Raw genomic sequence first — 25,657 nt, 5'->3', positions numbered from 1 at the left:
TACAAATTTGTAAATGCATATAAAAAAACCGATGCTTAATGCATCGGTTTTTTTATTCATATTTTGAGGTTATGGTTTTTTAACCATTTCCTGTTCAACAGTCATGTCGTGCACATAAGCATATTTTGACTGATCAGCCGCAGGGTTTTTACGTTCATAACGTTTTACCCGAATAATTACACGTTGATCATCACGATGCTGATAGCCTTCGATTTGATCATAAAATAAAGTCCAGTCTTTATCGACCTGAGTTTTGATGCCTTTACCATCATATTTAATTTCACGAACCTGTAAGCAGGTTTGTGGCGCTACGCCAGTGCATTGTTTGGTGTCTGGAGCGATTTCCAGAAAAATAATTTCACCCTGAGACTGATACTTAGTTTCAGGAGTCATAGTTCCTTTAAATTCATATTGTTGACCATTCGATGCGGTAATAGTCAGGGTGGGTTGCTCAATAGAGGAAGTATTTAATTCAAATTTATTTTTTTGATCGCTTAAAAGACCGCTTGCGAATCGTTCATTCTTCATGAGAGCAGGTTCACAAGCTTTCATAGTTGAAACTAAAGAAGATGTAATTAATTGATTGTTTTCGATTTTCCATGAGCCGCCCTGATTATTACAGCCCGTAATAATACTTAAACGATTTTCAGAAAAATTTAATTGAATTGGGCGAGGTGTACCATCTGGCTGATATGACCATGTATAAGCGCTCAAAATTTTGTTTGCATTCATTTGTTTTTCTGCATGAATTACGGCTGGAGCTGAAGTCTGTTGAACAGATTGGCATGCCACAATGGAAAAAGGTAAAAGAGCAAGGATTAAATATCTGATTTTCATTTAATAGTACAATTATTGCTTTAACAGACTGTATATTAATAGATTATTAGAAAAATAAAACAAGAACAATGCAGGCTTTCAGTTTCATATTGTATTTATTTTGCAACAATGACGTCATCTTAAAAAAATTATAAATTTTCTAAAAAATGGTTATCTTCTAAAGGCTTGTAAATTTATAAATGACTTTAATTCAGTTTTTTATAGTAATTCTTACCTTCATAACTATTAGAACTCTGGCATTCTGCATGTATAGAATCCAGCAAATTGACACACGTGATCAAGATAATGAGAAGGACGAAGCTCTGTAAAATACAGAACTTCGTCCTTAAATGTTACTTGGTTAAATCATCCAACTCTTACTGAGAAAGATTAAATTTTAAGAGGATCCCTTGTTTAGCTTTATGCAATTGAATCATCTAAATTCGGCGCCAACCAACGTTTTGCTTCATCCAGTGTCCAACCTTTACGTTTTGCATAATCTTCAAGCTGATCCTGAGAAATTTTGCCAACGTTAAAGTATTCACTGTCTGGATGCGAATAGTAGAAGCCACTCACAGAAGAAGGGGGCATCATGGCAAAGTGCTCAGTCAACTTGGTCCCTATCTTCGCTTCAGAACCCAACCAGTCAAATAACACGGCTTTCTCAGAATGTTCTGGACAAGCAGGATAACCCGGCGCAGGACGAATACCGACATATTTCTCTTTGATTAAAGCGTCGTTATCTAAAGTCTCATCGGCTTTGTAACCCCAGAACTCCTTACGAATACGTTCATGCAAATGTTCAGCAAAAGCTTCAGCAAAACGATCAGCTAGAGATTGAACCAAGATCGCAGAGTAATCATCACCTTTGGCTTTATAGTCATTCGCCAATTCTTCTGCACCGAAAATTGAGACAGTGAAACCACCCAGATAATCGGTATTGTCTTTTGATGGGCTAATGAAGTCGGCTAAAGATAGATTTGGCTTACCTGTGACTTTGTCAGATTGCTGACGAACATGCTCAAACGTATGCGTGACATTTTGACCATTTTCATCAAAAACGCTGACGCTATCTGCACCCGTACGTTGAGCTGGATATAAACCAAACACCGCACGTGCATCAAAACGATGATTCTCAATAATGTCTTTAAGCATGGCTTGTGCTTGATTGTATAAATCAGTGGCTGCTTCACCCACTACTTCATCTTTCAAAATTTTAGGGAACTTACCTGCCAAACTCCAAGAAATAAAGAAAGGTGTCCAGTCAAAATATGGCACTAAAGTTTCAAGCGGATAATTTTTAATAACGTGTGTACCTAACGCATTGGGTTTTGGTGGCACGTAGTTTTCATCAACTTTGAAACCATTTGCAATCGATTCAGCATAACTGAGTTTAGCTGCTTTCGGTTGCTTGTTGGCTAAGCGTTCACGAATTTTGGCATATTCTGCTCTATGTTCTGCAATAAAATTACCACGCATTTCTTTCGAGAGCAGGGTAGTTGCAACACCGACCGCACGCGAAGCATCGGCAACATAAATCACGGCATCATTTTGATATTGTGGATCAATCTTCACTGCGGTATGTGCTTTCGATGTGGTTGCACCACCAATCAATAAAGGGATATTGAAACCTTTTCGTTGCATTTCTTTGGCAACAAAGACCATTTCATCCAAAGATGGGGTGATCAAACCAGACAAACCAATGATGTCACATTTTTCATCAATGGCAGTTTGCAGAATTTTTTCCGCAGGTACCATCACTCCAAGATCAACAATATCGTAGCCATTACAGCCTAAAACCACGCCGACGATATTTTTACCAATATCGTGTACATCGCCTTTTACGGTCGCCATCAACACTTTACCTTTAGATTGGCTACCTGTTTTTTCAGCTTCGATGTAGGGGTTTAACCAAGCCACAGCTTGCTTCATCACACGTGCAGATTTCACCACTTGCGGCAAGAACATTTTACCTGAGCCGAACAGGTCACCGACCACGTTCATACCATCCATCAATGCACCTTCAATAACATCCAGTGGACGTTTGGCTTTTAAACGGGCTTCTTCGGTATCTTCATCAATATACGTAGTGATCCCTTTCACAAGCGCGTATTCAAGGCGTTTTTCAACTGACTCATTTCGCCATTCCAGATTTTCAGCTTCACGCTGTGCACCACTGTGACCACGGAATTTCTCCGCTACTTCAAGCAATTTTTCTGTAGCGTTTTGACCAGATTCACCTTGGTTCTGATTTAAAACCACATCTTCAACGGCTTCTTTGAGTTCTTTGGGAATATCATCATAAATCGCCATTTGACCTGCATTGACGATTCCCATGGTCATGCCTTGTTTAATGGCATGGTAGAGAAATACCGAGTGAATTGCTTCACGGACAGGTTCATTGCCACGGAAGGAGAAGGAAACGTTAGAGACACCGCCAGAAATCATGGCATGAGGCAAGTTTTGTTTGATCCAGCCTGTGGCTTCAATAAAGTCCACAGCATAATTGTTGTGTTCTTCGATTCCCGTTGCGACTGCAAATACGTTCGGGTCAAAAATAATGTCTTCAGCAGGGTAGCCTACTTCATTGACCAAAATGTCATAAGAACGTTTACAAATTTCACGTTTACGTGCAGCTGTATCTGCCTGACCAACTTCATCAAAAGCCATGACAATAATTGCAGCCCCATACTGGCGACACAAACGTGCTTTTTCAACAAATTCGTCATACCCTTCTTTTAGGGAAATCGAGTTAACAACAGGTTTGCCTTGTACACACTTCAAGCCTGCCTCAATGATTTCCCATTTTGAAGAGTCAATCATGATTGGCACACGAGAGATATCCGGTTCAGACGCGACAAGATTCAGGAAGTGTACCATCGCATTTTGCGAATCGAGCATGCCCTCATCCATGTTGATGTCGATGATTTGCGCGCCTGCTTCAACCTGTTGCTGTGCAACGTCTAAGGCTTCACTAAAATTTTCTTCACGAATTAAACGCAGGAACTTTTTTGAACCCGTCACGTTAGTGCGTTCGCCAACATTTACAAAAAGTGAATCATCATAAATATTAAATGGTTCTAAACCACTTAAACGGCAAGCGGGTTTAGCCTCAGGGATTTGGCGTGGCTTGATGTCTTTTACTGCGTTATAAATCGCACGAATATGATCAGGTGTTGTACCACAGCAACCGCCTGTAATATTGATTAAACCACTTTCGGCAAACTCTTTTAAAAATGCCGCGGTTTGCTCAGGAGTTTCATCATATTCACCAAAAGCATTTGGTAAGCCAGCATTCGGGTGCGCTGAAACAAAAGTATCAGCAACATCAGAAATCGTTTTCACGTGTGGGCGCATTGCATCTGCGCCCAAAGCACAGTTAAACCCAATGGAAAGTAGATCGCCGTGACGCACTGAATTCCAAAACGCTTCCGCAGTTTGACCAGTTAAAGTACGACCCGATGCATCAGTGATCGTGCCCGAAATCATCAACGGGAGCTCTCGTCCAATTTGCTTGAATACTTCTTTGACTGCAAAGATTGCAGCTTTACAGTTTAAAGTATCAAACACGGTTTCGATCAAAAGGATATCTGCACCGCCTTCAATCAGCGCATGCGTTGCTTCAACATAGTTTTCTTTTAGTTCATCAAAAGTAATATTACGAAATGCTGGATCGTTCACATTAGGTGAAATAGAACAGGTCCGAGAGGTAGGGCCAAGTACACCAGCAACAAAACGAGGCTTATCAGGTGTCGAATATTTTTGACAAGCTTGCTTGGCTAAACGCGCAGCTTCACGGTTAATCTCTGGAACAAGGTCTTCCATGTGATAATCTGACATGGAAACACGTGTGCCGTTAAAGCTATTGGTTTCAATAATGTCTGCACCTGCATCCAGATACGCTTCATGAATACCTTGAATAATCTGGGGCTGTGTTAAAACCAGTAAGTCGTTATTACCTTTTAGGTCAGAAGCCCAATCAGCAAAGCGTTCACCACGATAATCTTCTTCTTCTAATTTATGGCGTTGAATCATGGTTCCCATTGCACCATCAATAATCAAGATACGTTGGGCGAGAAGTGATTTCAGGGTGGCAAGCGTGGACATAAGAACCCCAGACGAAGTTTAAAAGGCGCATTATTGTAACAGAATCCCTAGCAATAGGTGGGTTTGATTGATCAATGAAATGACCCAAAGGGATTCATACAATTTAGGATGAAGAGGGTGACGATTTCATCAAAATGCAATATTCATGTTTCAGAATAAGACATCGATAAAAAAGTACGCTGAAAGATGAAACTCTGTCATATTTCAGAATAATTGCTTCAAAATACTACACTTGAATGTCATAATTATTTTTTTGACTCAAGTTGTTGTATTTTATTAATTTAATCAATAAATTTGGCATATAATAACCCTAAAAATGGCCATTCATGAAGTCAAATGTCTAAAAAATGACTTCATTAGACCCCTATTTGTCATATAATTGTCATAATTTAATTTAAGAATATGGGGATTTTAACGATCCCCTCGAACCGTCTACATGAATTCAAATCTTCCTCCCGTTTCGGATTCAAATCATGTCGAAGCTGGACATGTTCAATCGACGAATGTACATGTACCTACACCGAAGTTTTTTATGCCGGTGTTTTTTACGGTTATTATTGCAACTCTGATTTACATCGCAGTTCAGGTGAATGCAGATTTGGCACATGTGCCTGCTTTAAGTTTATATTCCATGATCTTACTGGCAACTGCACTTTTCATTGCATTGGGCTTTGAGTTTGTGAATGGGTTTCATGACACGGCAAATGCTGTGGCGACGGTCATTTATACCAATGCACTGCCTGCGCCTGTTGCGGTCATGTGGGCGGGTTTCTGTAATTTTCTTGGTGTTATGGTGGCAAGTGGTGCAGTGGCCTACGGAATTATTGCGCTCTTACCTGTTGAACTGATCATGAACGTCAGCAGCGGTGCTGGGTTTGCCATGGTTTTCGCCTTGTTGATTGCCGCGATTATCTGGAATTTGGGAACTTGGTTTTTAGGAATTCCTGCTTCGAGTTCACATACTTTAATCGGTTCGATTTTAGGTGTGGGAATCATGAATCATCTGATTAATGCTGCAACGGGTAGTACCAGCGGCATTGATATGGATCAGGTAATTAAAGTAGGTAAAGCTTTACTCTTTTCTCCATTGATTGGTTTTGCCTTTGCTGCTGTTCTATTCCTATTAGTAAAAAAAGTATTTAAGCGCCAACTTGAACTTTTCCAACCACCAGAAGGTAATAAACCACCACCACCGTTGATTCGTGCCATTTTAATTTTCACCTGTACAGGCGTAAGTTTTGCCCACGGTTCTAATGATGGCCAAAAAGGTATGGGGCTCATCATGTTGGTGTTGATTGGTTTGGTTCCAATGGCTTATTCATTGAATAAGAGTTTGGACGCGCAGCAATTACAAACCTTTGAACAATTGTCTGGACAGACTTCAACCGTGCTTTATGCCCAGCATACTGATGTGGAAGATGAAAAAGCGCGTATTATTTTGACTAAATATATTCAGACCAAACAGCAAACGCCTGACGTGGTTCCTGCATTAGCTAGTTTGACTGAACATTTGGGTCAACGTGTGGGTAGTTATGGCAGTCTAAAAGATATTCCTGAAGATGCGATTGGTAATATTCGTAATGATATGTACTTAAGTACTACAACTTTTAAGCGTTTGGACAAGGCAGAAGCATTACCTGCTATGTCATCAGATCAGCAAAAAGTGGTTAAACAATATCGTGATAGTCTGGATTCTTTCCTGCAATATATTCCAACGTGGGTCAAAGTTGCAGTTGCGCTGGCTTTAGGTTTGGGAACAATGGTCGGTTGGAAGCGTATTGTGGTCACAGTCGGTGAGCGTATTGGTAAGCATCACATGACTTATGGACAAGGTATGTCTGCTGAATTGGTTGCAATGAGTACCATTGCAGCGGCTGATGGATTGGGGATGCCTGTTTCAACTACGCATGTATTAAACAGTGCGGTTGCAGGGACAATGGTTGCCAATAAATCGGGTTTAAATTTTAATACGATCAAAACGATTTTATCGGCTTGGGTATTTACTTTACCTGCAACTATCTGTTTATCGGGTGGTTTATATTGGTTGTTCTTGCAGTTTGTTGGCTAATTAAATCTTCATATAGCGAACAAAAGGTCACGAGAGTGGCCTTTTTCTTATCTGAATTTTTTACAAATAAACCTTTTATTTTCTACGATGTTTGATATTTTGTAGCTGAAAACTACTTTGATATTGATCATAATGACTGCTTTAAATTTAGCTCAATTACAACAAGATCCATTGATTCAAATATTACAACAGTACCAGCCGGTTTTTTGGTTTCCATCTGAAACCAACTCATTACAGCAAGGCTTACAGGCCGTAGGTTTAGCGCGTTCCGATATTGAAGATGCAGAACGTAGATTACAACGTTTCGCGCCATTTATTGCTCAGGTTTTGCCAGAAACGCAAAATCAGCAGGGTATGATTGAGTCTGAGTTGGTACATATTCCACGCATACAGCAACAACTTTCACTACAGTGGAATATTCCTTTACAAGGTCAATGGTGGTTGAAAAAAGATAGTCATTTACCAATTTCAGGTTCGATCAAAGCGCGGGGTGGAATATATGAGGTGCTTGCTCATGCTGAAACATTAGCTTTAAATGCTGGCTTAATATCTGTAGAAGAAAATTATCGAAAATTTGATTCAGATGAATTCAGAACGTTTTTTCAGAAGTATCAGATCGCAGTCGGTTCAACAGGCAATCTAGGACTTTCGATTGGTATCATGAGTGCTAAACTAGGGTTTAGAGTTTCAGTACATATGTCTGCGGATGCCGGACAATGGAAAAAAGATAAGCTACGGTCTTTAGGTGTCAATGTGGTCGAATATGCCAGTGATTACGGAGTTGCTGTTGAGCAGGGGCGTAAATTGGCACAGACCGATCCCAACTGTTTTTTTATTGATGATGAAAATTCCAAAACTTTATTTTTAGGATATGCCGTCGCAGGTTTGAGACTTAAACACCAATTGATCGAGAACCATCAAGCAGTGGATGCAGAGCATCCATTATTTGTATATCTACCTTGCGGTGTCGGTGGTGGACCAGGTGGTGTCAGCTTTGGACTTAAGCATGCTTTCGGTGAACATGTCCACTGTATCTTCGCTGAACCAACGCATTCGCCGTGTATGTTACTTGGCGTTTATACAGGTTTACACGATCAGATCTGTGTCAATGATATTGGACTGGATAATTTAACTGCCGCAGACGGCCTCGCAGTCGGACGAGCATCGGGTTTTGTGGGACGTGCTATGCAAGGCCTGATTGATGGGTACTACACTATCTCTGATCAAAGTCTCTACGATTTTATTTCACAATTAGATCAATCCGAACAAATTCGACTCGAACCTTCCGCTGCGGCGGGATTTGGCGGGGCATACTATACGGCCGCGCAAATATCCTATCAACAATTGCATCAATTCACCCCATTGCAATTAGCCAATGCCACTCATGTTGTGTGGGCAACGGGTGGGGGCATGGTGCCAGAAGATGAAATGCAAAAATACTTACAACAGGCTAAGAATACGAAAGAACTCAATTAACGTGTACTGTATTGAGTCTCATTGAGCTTTAAATTGTTAATTGATGCTTTGAATTTGTTCAAGTTCGAACAGTGCTTTATTTAGTTCTTGCTGTGTTTTTGCAATTTTTTTCGTGTCTTGCTTTTGCTGGGCTTCAGAAAGTTCAGTTTTTAACTTCTTAATTTTCTGTTTAATTTTTACCTGTATTCTAATTTGTACTGAAGTATCGTCGTGACAGTAACGATCGATACTTTCTATTGCGCGTTTTAAATCTTCAACCCGATAATTGCTTGCATATTTTTCAGCATGGTGAAGTTGATAAGTAAGTTCCTGTTTTTTAATTTCACAATCTTGTGCAGCATACGTTGAAGAGATAAATACCAAAACTGTTGCCAAAACAACGACAGTTTTTTTGACATTATTCATTAGGAGAAACCAAATTGTTAAAAAGATAGATAGAGTTTGGACATCCTCAGGTGATGAATTTATTTAAAAATCAGTCACCTGATGCCCAGAGCTCAATCTATCAAGTCTTCTCCCATAAATATTGGCATTTAAGACGGTTATATTTATCTTTTTCTCAATGGATTTTTATCGCTAATAAAGCCATAAATTGCAGCAAATGGTAGTGCAGTTCTGGCCAAATAAGCCACGCGCCATAATCCTCCATGATTTGCGCCCTCCATCATTAACTCCAGCGGATGTTCAAGTTCAGTTTCTGGGTTAGCAAGGCAATTATTATTTCTTAAATCATGTACCCACAGTGCAGCCATAATTGCATTGGTTGTTTCAGGTTTAAATGCTTCTACATCAAATAAATCGGCACCATTAAATGCTGCTTTTAAAAGCGGATTTTTGGTGACTGAATGGGTGGTGGTTGAGGGTGCGATATTGATGCTCACGCGCTGTCCTTGATAACGCGCCAAAGTTGCGCGCCACTGTTGAATGCGTTTTGCCAAAGCATAATTTGGCCCTTGTTCAATTACTAGACAATCTGCAATACCATATTCTTTTCTATTATCTGAACGAATCAGGCTTTGTTGATTGGCTTTAAAGAAATGCTTTAATGAAAGTGTTGAAATTCCTTTGGTCAGTAACTTTTGTAGTGTGGAGCGCTGTAATGACTTTTGATGCGCTGCCACAACCACTTCTTTAGGCACCGCATAAACATCAGTAGGAGTACACATAAACATTAGACTGGTATTTGCCTTACGTTCGCTGACCAGACTCATGATGGTGTCCATGGCCATGGACACACGTACATGTTTTTCGCCATCCAGATAAGCAATAGCAGCGAGATCCAGACTTTGTTCAAACTTAATCAGCCATTCGGCAATTTCAGGTAATTGCGTCAGCAGGTTTGCTCCTAGCTTATCTTTAAGTTCATAAGACGGAGTCGCATTATTTACAGACTCCAGACTTGGAGCAATCAAAGTGGCATTTCCCTGCTGAATGGTGGTTAATATCTTGTCCCAGACTTTGGCATTGGGTAAGTCAACTGCAACAATATTCGCTTTCCATTTTGCAAGCCATGTTAGTGGACCAGCTTCAGATGCCGCACCAAATAGCACCATGGTACGATCTGATAAATCGAACCATTCTGGATGAGCATTGACTTCTTTTAGGGCTTGAGCATGGCTTGGTTCAATGATACCGCGCTGCTCCCAATTTGAAATTTGATCGAGCAATGTTTGTCCCTGTAGTTTTTTACCTTGGTAGGGGACATACCACTCAGGCTTTTCCTGACTTTCGCCTTTTAATATAACGGTATTTAATTCTGCAATATCGGGTACCTGAATCACATCTTTAAGCAAATATTGTTCGCCATTACGATAAAACTCAAAACTATGGTGTGCTTTATGCAAGCCTTGTTTGGCGATGGTAATCGGATTGATTGTTTTAGCAATGCCTTGTTCAACTAACGCTTTAAAATAGATCGGGTAGTTTTTGCGCCAGTCTTTTTCTTTTGCAGCCTGTTGAGAGATTTGATTATCAACCAAAGACAATGCCTCAGAGATAATGGCTTTACCAGTCTGAGAGGTACTTGCCTTTTGAGTAGCAGGATTGACTGGAAATTGTAAACCTTCTATTGAACTGGACATGCAAAAAAACTCACTTTAAATGGCATTAATATACAGATGTAAACATTATCTATGCCAACTTGCTTTGCAGGGTGGCATTAACTACCAAAATTGCAAGAAAGCGTTAAATCTAGTGTTTAGTCGTAAACAGATTTGAGAACTAAACGCTTTTTAAAAATATGCTCAACGATATGAAAGCAAATAAAGAGCGTAATCTTTATAAAACCGTACGTATAAAAAAAGCCCTGAAGGACTTAATTTAGTAGAGGCATCGATCAAAAAGGCAGATGTGTGAGTTTATTTATGAAATGTGTAATTAGTCGTGGCTCCAAAATAATAGTCATCACGACACCATAGGCTGCGCCCCATAAATGTGCACTATGATTAATATTACTATTGCCACGTTTACCAGACCAAATACTATATCCAACATATAAAATTGCAAAAATGATGGCAGGAACAGGAATAAAAAATACGAGAATTAATTTCCATGGCTCAAATAAAATATAGGCAAACAGGACCGCAGAGACTGCACCTGATGCACCTAAACTGGCCCAGTTGGCATCATTTTTATGTTTTAGATAACTTGGCAAAATTGCAAAAATAAGACCACCTAAATAAAACAGCACAAAACCTAGATCATAGAAATATTGGCGATAAAAACTTTCAATGACACTGCCGAAGAAAAATAGGGTAATCATGTTAAATAGTAAATGCGTACCGTCTGCATGCACAAAACCATGGGTAATGAAGCGATCATATTGACCGCGTTGCATAGCAGGGGGCCAGAAAATCAGACGATTCATGAGTGCCTGATTGGAAAAGGCAAGGAGGGAAATGATGACAGTAATTGCAATGAGTGTAATCGTATGATTAAAAGGCAAATGAAACATAGGAAAATTTATAAAAATATTAAACTTAATTGCCATAATGCCATTAAAAACAAGGGAAGACACATTTTAGTGTGAATAAATCCGACAATTTTGGTTGATTTTTTTTAATTCTCCCGCATCTTCAGTTAAAATAAGCACTTCAGCTTGAGGATGATGATTATGTCGACTGAGAACACCAACACTGTGGTTGCAGAAGAAATTCCAAACCTTTTGATTACTCCATCTGCACAAGAGTATTTAAGTGATCTGTTGGACAAACAAAATACTCCGGGAATTGGCGTTCGTGTTTTTGTTGAACATCCGGGTACTCCACGTGCTGAATGTTGTATGGCATATAGCGCACCTGACGAAGTGGTTCCGACTGACTACAAACAGGATTATGCCGCATTTCCTGCTTACATCGATCAGCCATCTATTCCTTATTTAGTAGATGCTGTGATTGACTACAACAAAGACCGTTTTGGTGGTCAATTGACTTTTCGTGCTCCGAATTCCAAAGTGCCACGTGTTGGACCTGATGCATCAATTGAAGAGCGCATTACCTATGTACTGCAGTCTGAAATTAATCCTGGCTTGGCAGGCCACGGGGGCAATTGTGCTTTGGTTGAAGTACAGGATGATCCTGAAAAAGGGTTGACAGCAGTGCTCAAATTCGGGGGTGGTTGTCAGGGTTGTTCAGCAATTGATGTAACTTTAAAACAAGGGGTGGAAACGACTTTACGCCAGCATATTCCTGAGTTGCAGCGTGTTGTGGATCAAACTGACCATACACAGGCAGAAGGTGCTTATTTCAAATAATCACGAAATATGAACTGAAGACCTCTAGTTTAGCTAGAGGTTTTTTTTGCCTATAAATCGGAATTTTAAATAAAATATGTAGAAATAATGATAATTATTATCATTAGTATTGTTTTTTATATGTGAATTGTTACAATGCAATCGTTTTTTTAAGCTTCTTTTAATATTTCTTAAAATAGGGGATGAAAATGTCTCAACCTATATTGCGTACCGTACTCTCAGCAGCAATTGCTGCAACTCTTTTCTCCACAGTTCATGCAGCAGATGAAGAGACTGTAAATGCTGAACAAAACACAACACAAACAGATTCTACAAAATTAGAAAAAATCGTTTTAACTGCAGAAGAACAGGTGAAACAATCCTTAGGGGCATCTATTATTACTGCGGAAGATTTAGAAAAAAATCCAGTAAGAAATGACATCTCTGAATATGTGCGCCGTATGCCTGGTGTAAACTTGACAGGCAATAGTGCTTCTGGCGTTCGTGGGAATAATAGACAAATCGATATTCGAGGAATGGGTCCAGAAAATACACTTATTTTGATTGATGGTAAACCAGTAAGTTCACGTAATTCAGTGCGTTATGGCTGGGGTGGCGAACGTGATACACGGGGAGACTCCAACTGGGTGCCTGCTGATGCCATTGAATCAATTGAAGTGTTACGTGGTCCAGCTGCCGCACGTTATGGTTCTGGTGCTGCAGGTGGTGTAGTCAATATTATTACCAAGAAAGTGACCAATGAACTGCATGGTTCTATAGAAACATATACAAGTCAGCCTGAAAATAACAAAGAAGGTGATTCAAGCCGGGTAAGTTTTAATGTAAGCGGGCCAATTATTAAAGATATTTTGTCATACCGTTTATATGGTAACTATAATAAAACCGATGCGGATGCGATTGATATTAATAATTCAATTGAGAGTACCGCAGCGGGGCGTGAAGGCGTAAAAAATAAGGATATTTCTGGACGGTTAGCGTGGCAGATGGCAGATAATCAGCTTTTGATGCTGGATACCTCCGTAGGACGACAAGGAAATATATTTGCAGGTGATACACAATATAGCAGTGATGCATCTGCCAATCCAATTTTAGCGCAACTCTACGGTAGTGAAACGAATACCATGTATCGGGATAGCTATGCATTAACTCATGAAGGAAACTGGAACTGGGGCAAATCTAAACTTCTTGCACAATATGATCAAACCAAAAATAAGCGTTTTCTTGAAGGGTTAGCGGGAAGTGGCGAAGGCTCAATTAATACTCTTTCAGATAAAATGACTTCAAAGCTCAAAACAACTCGCTTTAATGGTGAGGTTAATATTCCTTTGGAAATAGGTTTACCCCAAAATTTAACCTTAGGGACAGAATGGGTGGAAGATCGATTTAATGATCCAGCATCAACACGTAATGCTGACTCAACTGGGCAACTAGCTTCAGGAAACCGTGCCCGGATGACTTCACGTACTTATTCAGCTTACATTGAAGATAATCTTAAAGTTACAGATCAAACCGATGTTGTTTTAAGTGTACGTTTTGATGACCATGACAAGTCTGGGAGTAACTGGAGTCCAGGGTTAAATATTACCCAAAAACTAGGCGATTACTTTACCTTGAAAGGGGGAATTGCAAAAGCTTATAAAACACCAAACATGTTCCAAAATGCTGAAGGATATTTGTTAAATACACGTGGTAATGGTTGTCCAATTCAAGCCAATGGTAATCGTTTAAGTAACTGTTATTTACAGGGAAATGAAAATCTTAAACCTGAAACTTCTGTAAATAAAGAATTTGGAATTCAGTTTGATAAAGATGAAGTCAGTGCGAGTTTAACTTGGTTTAGAAATGACTATAAAGACAAAATTTCATCTGGTACAGATGTCATTCGCCAGATTACCGTAGGGAATACAACTTACAACGTATTGAAATGGCAAAACGTTCCTGAAGCTTTGGTACAAGGTCTCGAAGGAAGTATAAGTTTAAATTATGGTAATATTACATGGACAAATAACTTTACTTATATGATTGATTCTAAAGATAAATCTACAGGTAATCCGTTGTCCATCATTCCGCAATACACCATTAACTCTATCTTCGATTACGACATTACAGATCAATTGGATGTTAATTTTATTTATACCCAATATGGTCGTCAGGAACCAAGAAAATTTGCAAAAAGTAATTCTGAATTAAATGGCGGTATCAATCCAGAAGTAGTCAAAAGCTATGGGGTTGCAGGGATCAATATGGGGTATAAGTTCACTCCAGCCATTTCTGCTCGTGTAGGTATTAGTAATATTTTTGATGAGCAAATTTTACGTGACAGCAATTCAGATAGTCAGACCTATAATGAACCAGGTCGTGCCTATTATGCCTCTTTGAAATATTCATTCTAATTTAACTTTTTTGAAAAAAGACGCGTTATGCGTCTTTTTTTATTGATACTTATTGTGAAATTTTTCTAATAAATAACATTTAAAGTTAAATTATTAATAATAATAGTTCTCATTTTTATTGAAATTTACAATTTTTTTGCTAGAATGCCTGCGAGTTTTAAGCTTGATTTAAGTTTTTAAGAATCTATGAGAGGGGTGTGGGTAATGATTCGGCGTTCAATTTTAACAGTATCAATATTGGTGAGCATGGCGGCGATGGCAGAAACAGAGCAAAATATCTCTGAAAAAGCCGAGCAAACTGATGCAACAAAATTAGAAAAAATTGTATTGACCGCCGAAGAGCAAATTAAACAATCCTTAGGTGTATCCGTTATTACTGAAGAAGATTTGGATAGACTCCCAGTAGTCAATGATATTTCTGAATATGTTCGAAAAATGCCAGGGGTCAATCTCACTGGAAATAGTGCAACAGGTCAGCGCGGTAATAATCGGCAAATTGATATTCGGGGAATGGGACCTGAAAATACACTGATTTTAATTGATGGAAAACCAGTAAATTCGCGTAACTCTGTACGTTATGGATGGCGTGGTGAACGTGACACCCGTGGCGATTCAAATTGGGTTCCTGCTGATGCGATTGAATCAATAGAAGTGATTCGTGGACCTGCTGCTGCCCGTTATGGAAGTGGGGCAATGGGGGGGGTAGTTAATATTAAAACTAAAAAAGTGACCAATGAAGTTCATGGATCTATTGAGGTATATACTAATCAGCCAGAAAATTCCAAAGAGGGTAGTACGCACCGCGAAAGTTTTAACTTAAGTGGGCCAATTATTAAAGATGTTTTATCTTATCGCTTATTCGGTAACTATGCGAAAACAGATTCTGATGCACCTGATATAAATCCATTAACTGCAAGTGGAACACGTGCAGCGGGTCGGGAAGGTGTTGAAAATAAAGATATTGCTGGACGTTTAGCATGGCAAATCAATGACCAGCAAAGTCTTACGTTGGATACCTCGCTAGGTCGTCAGGGCAATGAATATACAGGTGATATTCAAAATAGTAACTTTGATGCTGGCGGAGAAAATAACAATGGATTTGCAAATGCAGAATATGTTTTAGGTTTGTTGGGTAAAGAAACTAATACTATGTATCGGGATAGTTATGCCTTAACTCATGAAGGTAAATGGTCCTGGGGCGATACAAAATTAATTGCACAATATGATAAAACCAAAAATAAACGGATTCCTGAATCTTTGGCAGGCGGACCAGAAGGAAGTCCAAATTCGTTTGACAAGAAAACCTCTGTTTTAGAAACCACCAGATTTAATGCCGAAACCAATATTCCTCTGGAAGTAATGGTTCCTCAAGTTTTAACTTTGGGCGCAGAATGGGTGGAAGATGAGTTTAATGATCCATCCAGCACGGTTCAAACTGACAGTTCAGGAATAATTAATTTACCGTCAGATCGTTCTAATATGAGTTCTCGTATTGCTTCTGCCTACATTGAAGATAACTTTAAATTGACCGATGCAACAGATCTTGTGTTAGGTGTGCGTTTTGATGATCATAGTAAGTCGGGATCTAACTGGAGTCCAAGTTTAAATATTACACAAAGATTAGGTGATTATTTTACTTTGAAGGGGGGAATTGCTAAAGCTTATAAAGCTCCGAATATGTACCAGAATGCTGAAGGTTATTTACTCTTTACTCGCGGAAACGGCTGTCCAGATACGACTGCAACGGCAACAGGAAGCTGTTATTTAGTTGGAAATGCAGATCTAAAACCTGAAACTTCAGTGAATAAAGAAATCGGTATCCAATTTGAAAAAGATGATGTGAATGCCAGCTTAACATGGTTCAGAAATGACTATGAGGACAAAATTACTTCAGGTGACGAGGTTGTTGGAACTACGACTATTGGTTCTACGACGTATCACTTATTGCAATGGACAAATATTCCCAAAGCACTTATTCAGGGGATCGAAGGAAGTATCACCTTAAAATTTGATAATGCTTCGTGGACAAATAATTTTACCTATATGATGGACTCTGTAAATAAATCAACAGGAAATCCACTATCTGTAGTGCCAAACTATACAATTAACTCGATCTTTAATTACGATATTACTGATCAATTTGATGTGAACTTTGTTTATACCCAATATGGCCGTCAAAGACCTCGTCAGTTTGCCGAGACTCGTAATACTTCCATGAATACAACCAGCGTGAAAAGTTATGGGATCGCGGGGATTAATGCAGGATATAAGTTTACTGATCAATTCAGCGGACGAATCGGTATTAGTAACTTATTTGATGAACAATTATTACGTGATAATGATGTAAATCAAACCTACAATGAACCTGGCCGTGCATATTATGCAAGTTTAAAATACCAGTTTTAAACATTGTCATGACCATCTAAAAAAGCCGCATAAGCGGCTTTTTTAATTTAATTCAGAATATTCTTAACCTGCTCAGAATAATAAAACTTTTCCAGATAATGTCGTGCACGTTCACGCAAATGCTTGGATTGAATCAATTCTTGAATAATGGGAGTCAATAATTCAGTCAGCTGATTCTGAATCAATTCTTCATTGATATTTAAGTCGCGTAATAGCAAATCAAAAGAACGTTCCTGATTGCGTGCATACCATGCATATACACCATCATGTACCTGCTGTTTTAGATAATCGGTCTGACGAATGTGTTCCCAAATTTCGTGACCAAGTCCAACAGTCTTGGGCAGGTCATTTACTTCGATATAATTACGCACCACATTCACAGGTAGTTTTTTGATTTTGTGCCACAAACTGGCTTGAAACTGATACAGTTTTTCATCATTAAAATGTTGATTCAGTACCGTTTCACTTAGTTGACTAAGTTTAATAATATTTTTTTGAAGATAATTGGCAACGGTATCATCCAAATTAGAGTCGGTGACTGACTCAAGCACGGATTTTCCCATCTTCATAAAACGGCCAACACCAGGAACTTTTTTACTCATGAGGGAATTATCCAGATAATCCTGAATAGAATGCTGGATAAGCTGTGTCACCATGGTAGAAAATGCAGGATTATTGGTAATACGTTTAATGAGAGCCTTACGATGTTCGCTTTTGCTGGCAACGTATTGGGCAATATGGTCAATTGTTGCTACAGGGATAATATCTTCAATCGTCGTATTATCATTGCTTGGGTGAATCAGTGCAAAACGAATATGTTCACTGATTTGCTCAATTAAAAAGGGACTGGCAGCACTATCCAAAATTTGGGTTTGAATTAAATGATAGATCTGTTCAAATGACCACAAATCTTTCAACTGTTGTTTTCTGAACCAATGATAGAAAAAAGAAAATTCAGCCTGAATATTCTTTTTTTGTGAAAATTCCAGATCTAAAAAATCAAGCTGGGCTTCTATTAATTGGTCAATGATAGCGTTGTTCATAGGATCCCTGAATTGAGTGCCTGACTTTTTAAAGTTTGGCTTTTTAATGTGTGAATTTAGTGTGTAGCTTTTAATGTGTGCCTAGGGACACAAGCGGATCGATTAAGGGATTTTTTTGATGTTGGGTTTTTTCTAAAAAAGGCAGATAGTATTGAATAACCAATTGATCTGCTTCAAGTATAGGCATATGACCGACATGATTTAAAATAATAGGGGGTTCGGCACGTTTCAACATTTTTTTTAATTCGCTTGCTGCTTCTACATTCACAATTTTATCCTCTGCACCCCATAAAATTAGGGTCGGGGCTCCAATAGAACGGGTTAAAACAGAAAATGTATCTGGCGTATAGAGACGTTTCAAGGCAACCAGTTGATCAACAATTTTACCAGTTTCCTGTGCATGTGTGATTAAATTCTGTTCCATGGCATGTTTGTAATCATTGGACAAAAAAGGCGGATGATACATGACCTGACTCAGCACATAATTTAAATCGCCTTCTTTGGAAACAATTAACTGTTTGAGATAATTTGGATCTTTTAAATAAATGGTGTTGGCAGAATGATAGACACCAGCACTGCTGATTAGAAACAAACTTTGTGTATCGAAGGCATATTGTGATGCATAGAGCATGGCAATGGCGCCACCCACAGAATGCCCGACAATATTAATCTGGTTGGATAAATGCGCGGCTTCAGTAAAGCGTCGCAGTTTCTCTGTTACATTGGGTACGGATAAATCAAAGTCTTTTGGAACGATAGTATCGCCTGCCATAGGAAGATCAGGAATAATCACGTGGTAATAGGGAGTTAATGCTCTAGCAATAGAGTTCCAGTTATCACGACTTCCCGCCAAACCATGAATAAGTAAAATAGTCGGCTTATTGCTTGCGCCACCTTCGCTATAAACCCAGGTAACATCATCTACTTTAAGGGTTTTGGTTTTTAAGCCAGCCCAGTTACGTTGCTGTTGCAATTCGTCATGTAAATTAAAATGACATTCTGCGGCTTGAGCGACGTTCAAAGTTCCTCCCAAAAATCCTATACATATACAAAAAGCAAATGCCAATATGTACGAAAAAGTGATTTGAGGAACGCGGAAAGTCATTAAACTTCATCCTTGAAAGTTGCTGACGCTTTTTGAGTCTTTGTATTATGAAATAAAGACAAAATAGTCGTCATTTGCTGCTAAAAAAAATATAGAAGAATTATAGTCAATTTGGTCATTGGTCCAGACTCAAAAAATGTTAAATAGGTCGTATTATTGGGAAAATAAAATGTAAATAAATTTATAGACAACAAATAATTATCATAAATTGATTAAAAAAATATCAAAACTCAGAAAGATTGTCATAGTTTAGTTTTTGTCAGTGACTTTCACAGTCTAGCTTATTACACTATTTTGAATTCATTATTTGATGGCAAAACAAATGATCACTGCTCAGGAAGCGCTTGAACGTCTTAAAGCTGGTAATAAAAGATTTGCGACAGGTGAAGTTACTCATCGTAAATTATTATCACATCAAGAACGTACCGAAATGTCTCAAGACCAAAATCCGTTTGCCATCATTTTAGGGTGTTCTGATTCACGCGTACCCGCTGAAATTGTGTTTGATCAAGGATTGGGTGATTTATTTGTCATCCGTGTTGCAGGGAATATTGTTGCACCTTCGCAAGTGGGAAGTGTTGAATTTGCAGCTGAACGTTATGATTGCGCAGTTGTCGTCGTCTTGGGTCATAGTCATTGTGGGGCGATTCAAGCCACAGTGGATACCTTAATGAATCCAGATCATCCGCCATCTGATAATTTGATGTCAATTGTGAATCGGGTACGTCCTTCAGTAGAAATTTTGCTGCAAACCGATTTAAAACATGATCATGCGAAGTTGTGTATGCATGCCGTTCGTTCAAACGTGTTTGCTTCCGTCAATCAGTTACGTCATGGTTCAGCTGTGCTTGAAAGCCTGATTGCCAAAGGTAAAATGATTGTAGTCGGTGCTGAGTATTCTCTAGAAACAGGCGAAGTCACTTTTTTTGATTTTTAATGTTTTGGTAAAGGCAAATTGAGTGAAAGGCGCGTTATAACGCGCCTTTAATATAGGGATAGGCATTGTCCAGTAAAATAGTTTGCGCTTTAGCATTCGGATGAATCTGATCATTTTGCATCAGATTTTTATGACCAGCGATACCTTGCATGAAAAATGGCAGTAATTTGACCTTATACTGCTGACTAACGACTTTATAGTTGTTTTCAAAGGCTTGACTATAAGCTGTACCGTAGTTAGGCGGAATTTTCATACCAAATAAGACTACTTTAGCTTTGGCTTGCTGACTTTGTTGTACTAATTTTCCCAGATTTTTTTGAATCATTTGAGGCGGTTGACCTCGTAAGGCATCATTACCACCTAACTCTATAACGACCACGTCAGGTTTATAACTTTGTAGTAATTTTGGCATTCGAGCCAGAGCACCGCTGGTGGTTTCACCACTCACACTTGCATTGACCACTTTATGCTGTTTCGGATACTGTTGGTCTAGACGTTTTTGTAGTAACTGAACCCAACCTTGTTCAGGGTTAATTCCATAACCTGCACTTAAGCTATCTCCCATGATCAGAATGGTTTTGGCAGAAACTGCAAAAGGTGTCAGTGTCAGCAGAGCGACCATGTAGCATTTTACAGATTTGGGTTTGAACAGCTGTTTTAAAATTTGCATAGTAAAAATGACCGATCATTGAATCAGACAGGATAGTGACCATCATGCCACAACCGATTATTTCTGCCCACCAACTGACACAAACGATTCAATTAAATAACAAAGTTCTAACTATTCTTAGTGATATTAATCTCGAAATTTATGCTGGAGAGCAGGTCGCGATTACTGGACGTTCAGGTTCTGGAAAATCTACATTGTTGGGTATATTGGCAACGCTAGATCAGCCGAGTTCTGGTGAAGTATGGGTCTGTGGACAAGCGGTGCATCAACTTAATGAAGAAGCGCGTGCAAAAGTACGTCTGGAAAATATCGGTTTTGTATTCCAATCTTTTCAACTATTACCCCATTTGAGTGCATTGGAAAATGTCATGCTACCACTGAGGTTACAACCTCATTTTGAGTATCAGGTGGCTGAACAAAAAGCATTATCTTGGCTAAAACGAGTAGGATTGGAACGTCAGGCATTGCAAACACCTAAAGTATTATCGGGTGGTGAACAACAACGTGTGGCGATTGCCCGAGCATTAATTGCAGCGCCTAAAATTATTTTTGCTGATGAACCCACAGGTAATCTCGATGGGCAAACCGCACAGGAAATAGAAACATTGTTGTTTGAACTCAATCGTGAGTTAGGAACCACGTTGATTCTGGTGACGCATGATGCAAAACTGGCAGAAATGTGTCAGCGCCGTTTACAGTTGATTGAGGGAAAGCTAGTTGAAGAACAAGGCATTGCCAGCTCATTGTTAGTAGATCAAGTTCCTTCAACGAAGGATCAGGCAGGGAGCGGAACATGAGTTCTTTGCTAAAACCTTTATTTATTCAGAGTTTTCGTACAGGTGGTATTTATCTTTTAATCATTGCCTTGTCACTGGCTATTAGCGCGACCACGGCACTCAAGTTTAGTAATGATCAGATTCAAAATGCAGTAACTTTGCAAGCGGCTGAAATGCTTGCGGCTGATTTGGTTCTTTCTGATAATGAACCGATTGCAGATACATGGAAGCAAAAAGCGAGTGCTGAAAATTTCCAACAATCCGATGTCACCGTATTTAGTTCAATGGCACGGACTCATGATCAATTTGTAATGGTCAATGTCAAGGCAATCGACACCCATTTCCCCTTACGCGGAAAATTACAGATTGAACCTGAAGCAAAACAGATAAAAACGGGCGACATCTGGCTGAGTCCACGTGCCATGGATTTACTCAAAGTCAAACTAGGAGAACAAATTTTTATTGCAGATGGGGAGTTTAAGGTCGCAGGTATCATTACGCATGATTCCAATCAGGAATTGGGTTTTTCTGGATTTTCTCCCACTGTCATGATCAATCAGGCAGATATTGCCCAAACCAATGCGATTCAAGTAGGCAGTCGTATAGAATATCGTTTGCTGATGTCGGGTTCTCCTGAAAATATTAAAAATTTCGAGAAAATTTTTAAGCAGCAACACCATGTTAAAGAGGATGCAGAAGCAGACCCTGAGTCCAGTTTAAGACTGCGAAACGCGGCACAGGGCAATACACGTTTAATGAAGCCCATTGAAAATCTGGATACATTTTTACAATTAGCTAATATTTTAACCATTTTGCTCTGCGGTATAGCAATTGCTTTAACCAGTCAGCGTTATGTACAACAAAATCAGGATCATATTGCCCTAATGCGCTGTCTGGGAGCAACACGTGTCCAAATTGTTTGGGCCTATCTTGGCTTGCTAAGTTTAGTGAGTTTAATTTCGATTTTGATTGGTTCGCTGCTGGGTGTGGTATTAGGTTATGGTCTGTTACAACTAATGTTGCAATTGATTCCCCAATTACAGTTAAGTTTTTCTGTCATTGCGTTTTTATTCGGGCCATTACCGATTGCGATTTTTACCAGTATGGTGGTAATGGCAGGGTTTATCTTGCCAAGTATCTGGGAGTTATTAAATACACCTCCAATTCGAGTGATTCGACAGGAAAGCCGTTCTAGCCGTTCATTTGCTTTTATGTTTTTAGCTGGTGTTTTCAGTTTGGCTATTTTTAGCATGGTACTAAGTGAAAATATTCAACTGAGTGGATTAATGTTGATTGCTATTTTATTACTGAGTGCGATTTTATATGGTGCGGTTTGGAGTTTATTAAAATTTTTCAAACAACGTAAAAATCAGTTTTCAGTCTATGTGCGTACACCTGCGCATACTGCACTACAGGTTACGGCATTGGCTTTAGGTTTAAGTCTAATTACAGTATTGACCGTTTTACGTACAGATCTGTTACAGCGTTGGCAGCAACAATTGCCTGAAGGAACGCCTAATCAATTTGTGTACGGTTTACCGCCTTTTGATATGCCAGAGTTTAAGCAACAACTTGAGCACAATGGCTGGAAAGCTACTCCCTTATATCCCAATATTCGTGGAAGATTGGTGGGGAAGAATGATCAGCCATTTTCAACTGAATTGATTCAGCGCAATAATTCACTACGTCGTGAACTTAATCTGACACAGGCAACGACATTGCCACAGGATAATGTCATTACACAGGGGCAGCCTTTATTTAATCAGACCAATCAAGTGTCGGTTGAGGCTAAACTCGCTGAAGAGTTAGGCATAAAAGTAGGGGATAAGCTAAGCTTTAATTTAGCCGAAGGCGCTTTATCTGCAACGGTTGTCAACTTGCGAACGGTACAATGGGAAAGCTTTAGCCCTAATTTCTTCTTTATTTTTTCACCGCATAGCATGGATGAAAATGCAGGAAGTTATTTAGGCAGTTTTTATGTACCGCCTCAGGATAAAAATAAACTGATTCAGGTTATTCAACGATTTTCAAATACTGTATTTATCGATGTCAGCTTGATACTGGATGAAATTAAGAGACTGGTCAGTGTGTTGGTCCAAGTGATTACTGTCTTGGCCATATTGGTAGGAGTGTCTGGTGTTCTCGTTCTGGTAGCTTGTCTAAACCTGCTTATGGATGAACGCCGTCGTGAAGTGGCATTGATGCGTTCCTTTGGTATGTCAAAATTAAAGCTTAAGCAAATGCTAAGTCTGGAAGTTGGATTGATTGGCTTAATTGCAGGCATTGTCTCTTGTTTCTTTGCTGAGATTATTAGTGCTATTGCTAGTTATAAAATGAATATTGGCTTGCAGTGGCACCCTGAAATCTGGCTGATTTTACCTGTTGCCATGATGTTGATTTGTGGCTTGATCGGGCGATATCGACTGAGTTACTTATGTGATATTCCACCTTTACAAAGTTTAAGAGAAATTAATCCGTCCTAAACGGTGAATTGAAGTAAATCATGAAAAGCCAGCTATATACCCAGCTGGCTTTTCATATGTGCCAAAATTTCCTGCCAAAGAGGCTCAATGGGTGGAATCAGGCTCATACAGTATTGATAAAATAGGGTACAAGTCACTGCGGCAATCACCAATCCAATTATCGGGCCTATCTGGGTCATATTCGTTTTTTGACTGATATACCAAATGAGCGCCAACAAAGCCCCCATGATCATTCCGCCAATATGCGCTGCATTATTAATGCCTGCCGCCATGAAACCAAAAGCAAGGTTAATCGCCATCACTATCAATAGTGACTTTTTATCCAGAATGAAACGTTGATAAGGTAAGGGAGGCGCTAATGCTAATATGGTTAATGCTGCTCCAAGTCCCATTACGGCACCAGAAGCGCCTGCACCAACGTGAGGTAAAAGGGATGGATCAAAATGTTCAAGTAAGGCATAGCTGTCACGAATGGTCATATAACTGCTAAGTAAACTTCCCATCAAACCCGCAAGCAAATACAAACCAATGAAATAAAAACGTCCAAGCATTTGCTCGGCAATACTGCCGAAAATATATAATGCCCACATGTTCAGCATAAGATGCACTAAACCAAAATGAAAAAACATGCTGGTAAATAACCGCTGTGGTTGCTCCAAAAAAGTCATGGGTGAAAAGTCTGCACCCCAACGTATTGCGTCAGCTGTTGTGGGGCTGGTGGCATCGACACCTGACAATACTTGCCAGCCATATAAACCAACATTAATGGCAATTAAAATCGCGGTAATCCACCACTGATTCACTTCAAGTTTACGATTTATTTGAGGAGGACTATATTCAGACATGATATGCTTTTGTTATATATCAATAATGCTTGTATCAAGCTTAACATGAAATATGCTGATTTCTGGAGAACCCTACTGGCATGAAGAAATTTATTGTTCGCGCTGTTTTAATTCTTGTCAGTTTTATTCTTTTGGTGCAGTTATGGATTTTTTGTAGTTTGGCTTGGTGGCGGACTCATCCTGTAGAAACCACCATGTTCATGCGTATCGATTATTGGTCGGATCCTTCAGAACCGCTGAAGCATGAATGGCGTGACTATGATCATATCAGTGACACATTTAAACGAGCGGTGGTTGCGGCTGAAGATGGTAAATTCTTGCAGCATCATGGTTTTGACTGGGATGGAATTCAGTATGCCCTCGAGAAAAATGAAAAATCAGGTGAAGTGGTAAATGGTGGATCAACCATTTCACAGCAATTGGCAAAGAATTTATTTTTATATAATAAGCGCTCATTTATTCGTAAAGGTCAGGAAGCAGTTGCAACGTGGATGATGGAGCGAATGTGGTCAAAGCAGCGCATTTTGGAAGTGTATATGAACTCCGTCGAATTTGGAGATAACATTTATGGTGTCGAAGCGGCTTCCCAATACTATTTTCATAAAAGCTCCAAAAGTTTAACCAATCAGCAAGCAGCTTTTTTGGCTGCGTTATTGCCTAATCCAAAGGGCTATCAAGAAAATCGGAATGATCCAAAGTTTAAATTTAAACAGCGTTTTGCCTTAAAATATATGCGTTATAGCCAGACTCCTTAAGCCCCCCGCATGAATTGTAGTAATTT

18 protein-coding genes are annotated in these 25,657 nt (G+C 39.2%); 9 read left to right on the top strand and 9 right to left on the bottom strand.

Annotation, left to right across the window (positions count from 1 at the left end; genetic code table 11):
* Positions 1-69: 69 nt before the first annotated feature.
* Positions 70-837: an META and DUF4377 domain-containing protein gene (locus IAE19_RS08190; protein WP_200460449.1), complete on the bottom strand. Its 768-nt coding sequence runs from the start codon at positions 835-837 to the stop codon at positions 70-72.
* Between the two features lie 399 nt (positions 838-1,236).
* Positions 1,237-4,923, bottom strand: a complete 3,687-nt coding sequence (metH, locus tag IAE19_RS08185; RefSeq protein ID WP_200460448.1) for a methionine synthase — start codon at positions 4,921-4,923, stop codon at positions 1,237-1,239.
* Positions 4,924-5,359: 436 nt separating this feature from the next.
* Between metH and IAE19_RS08180 the strand changes: the two genes are divergently transcribed.
* Entirely contained in the window at positions 5,360-6,991 is a 1,632-nt protein-coding gene (locus tag IAE19_RS08180; protein ID WP_200460447.1) for an inorganic phosphate transporter, read from the top strand.
* 132 nt (positions 6,992-7,123) lie between these two features.
* The gene (locus IAE19_RS08175) at positions 7,124-8,467 is read left to right on the top strand and encodes a D-serine ammonia-lyase (RefSeq protein WP_200460446.1); all 1,344 of its coding nucleotides are present in this window, start codon (positions 7,124-7,126) and stop codon (positions 8,465-8,467) included.
* A 36-nt stretch (positions 8,468-8,503) separates the two neighbouring features.
* On the opposite strand, the gene IAE19_RS08170 is transcribed toward IAE19_RS08175, so the two are convergent.
* From IAE19_RS08170 to IAE19_RS08160, 3 genes are all read right to left on the bottom strand, one after another.
* Positions 8,504-8,872: a DUF1090 family protein gene (locus tag IAE19_RS08170; RefSeq protein WP_200460445.1), complete on the bottom strand. Its 369-nt coding sequence runs from the start codon at positions 8,870-8,872 to the stop codon at positions 8,504-8,506.
* A 143-nt stretch (positions 8,873-9,015) separates the two neighbouring features.
* On the bottom strand, positions 9,016-10,548 hold the full coding sequence (locus IAE19_RS08165) for a hypothetical protein (RefSeq protein ID WP_200460444.1): 1,533 nt from the start codon (positions 10,546-10,548) through the stop codon (positions 9,016-9,018).
* Positions 10,549-10,802: 254 nt separating this feature from the next.
* Positions 10,803-11,420, bottom strand: a complete 618-nt coding sequence (locus IAE19_RS08160; protein ID WP_200460443.1) for a rhomboid family intramembrane serine protease — start codon at positions 11,418-11,420, stop codon at positions 10,803-10,805.
* 159 nt (positions 11,421-11,579) lie between these two features.
* Here IAE19_RS08160 and nfuA point away from each other — a divergent pair, with 159 nt between their 5' ends.
* From nfuA to IAE19_RS08145, 3 genes are all read left to right on the top strand, one after another.
* Positions 11,580-12,218: a Fe-S biogenesis protein NfuA gene (gene nfuA, locus IAE19_RS08155; RefSeq protein WP_200460442.1), complete on the top strand. Its 639-nt coding sequence runs from the start codon at positions 11,580-11,582 to the stop codon at positions 12,216-12,218.
* Between the two features lie 188 nt (positions 12,219-12,406).
* Entirely contained in the window at positions 12,407-14,611 is a 2,205-nt protein-coding gene (locus tag IAE19_RS08150) for a TonB-dependent siderophore receptor (RefSeq protein ID WP_200460441.1), read from the top strand.
* A gap of 204 nt (positions 14,612-14,815) precedes the next feature.
* Entirely contained in the window at positions 14,816-17,017 is a 2,202-nt protein-coding gene (locus IAE19_RS08145) for a TonB-dependent siderophore receptor (protein ID WP_413784516.1), read from the top strand.
* Between the two features lie 47 nt (positions 17,018-17,064).
* Here the strand turns inward: IAE19_RS08145 and IAE19_RS08140 are convergent, their stop codons facing one another.
* Positions 17,065-18,060: a hypothetical protein gene (locus IAE19_RS08140; protein ID WP_200460439.1), complete on the bottom strand. Its 996-nt coding sequence runs from the start codon at positions 18,058-18,060 to the stop codon at positions 17,065-17,067.
* A 70-nt stretch (positions 18,061-18,130) separates the two neighbouring features.
* A complete protein-coding gene (locus tag IAE19_RS08135; protein ID WP_200460438.1) occupies positions 18,131-19,165 on the bottom strand; it encodes an alpha/beta fold hydrolase in 1,035 nt (344 codons plus the stop codon).
* Positions 19,166-19,487: 322 nt separating this feature from the next.
* On the opposite strand from IAE19_RS08135, the gene IAE19_RS08130 reads away from it, so the two are divergent.
* The gene (locus IAE19_RS08130) at positions 19,488-20,102 is read left to right on the top strand and encodes a carbonic anhydrase (RefSeq protein WP_200460437.1); all 615 of its coding nucleotides are present in this window, start codon (positions 19,488-19,490) and stop codon (positions 20,100-20,102) included.
* Between the two features lie 34 nt (positions 20,103-20,136).
* Here IAE19_RS08130 and IAE19_RS08125 read toward each other — a convergent pair whose 3' ends face one another.
* Positions 20,137-20,724: an arylesterase gene (locus IAE19_RS08125; protein ID WP_227612213.1), complete on the bottom strand. Its 588-nt coding sequence runs from the start codon at positions 20,722-20,724 to the stop codon at positions 20,137-20,139.
* A 92-nt stretch (positions 20,725-20,816) separates the two neighbouring features.
* On the opposite strand from IAE19_RS08125, the gene IAE19_RS08120 reads away from it, so the two are divergent.
* Positions 20,817-21,569: an ABC transporter ATP-binding protein gene (locus IAE19_RS08120; RefSeq protein ID WP_200460435.1), complete on the top strand. Its 753-nt coding sequence runs from the start codon at positions 20,817-20,819 to the stop codon at positions 21,567-21,569.
* Positions 21,566-24,031: an ABC transporter permease gene (locus IAE19_RS08115; protein ID WP_200460434.1), complete on the top strand. Its 2,466-nt coding sequence runs from the start codon at positions 21,566-21,568 to the stop codon at positions 24,029-24,031. The genes IAE19_RS08120 and IAE19_RS08115 overlap by 4 nt, the downstream gene beginning before the upstream one ends.
* A gap of 32 nt (positions 24,032-24,063) precedes the next feature.
* On the opposite strand, the gene IAE19_RS08110 is transcribed toward IAE19_RS08115, so the two are convergent.
* Positions 24,064-24,876 (bottom strand): rhomboid family intramembrane serine protease, encoded by an 813-nt coding sequence (locus IAE19_RS08110; protein WP_200460433.1) that lies wholly within the window; start codon positions 24,874-24,876, stop codon positions 24,064-24,066.
* Between the two features lie 80 nt (positions 24,877-24,956).
* On the opposite strand from IAE19_RS08110, the gene mtgA reads away from it, so the two are divergent.
* A complete protein-coding gene (gene mtgA / locus IAE19_RS08105) occupies positions 24,957-25,631 on the top strand; it encodes a monofunctional biosynthetic peptidoglycan transglycosylase (protein WP_200460432.1) in 675 nt (224 codons plus the stop codon).
* The last annotated feature ends 26 nt before the right edge of the window (positions 25,632-25,657 follow it).

The sequence above is a fragment of the Acinetobacter sp. S40 genome, assembly GCF_016624705.1.
Classification (GTDB): Bacteria; Pseudomonadota; Gammaproteobacteria; order Pseudomonadales; family Moraxellaceae; genus Acinetobacter.
This window is presented reverse-complemented; position numbering and strand designations above follow the sequence as displayed.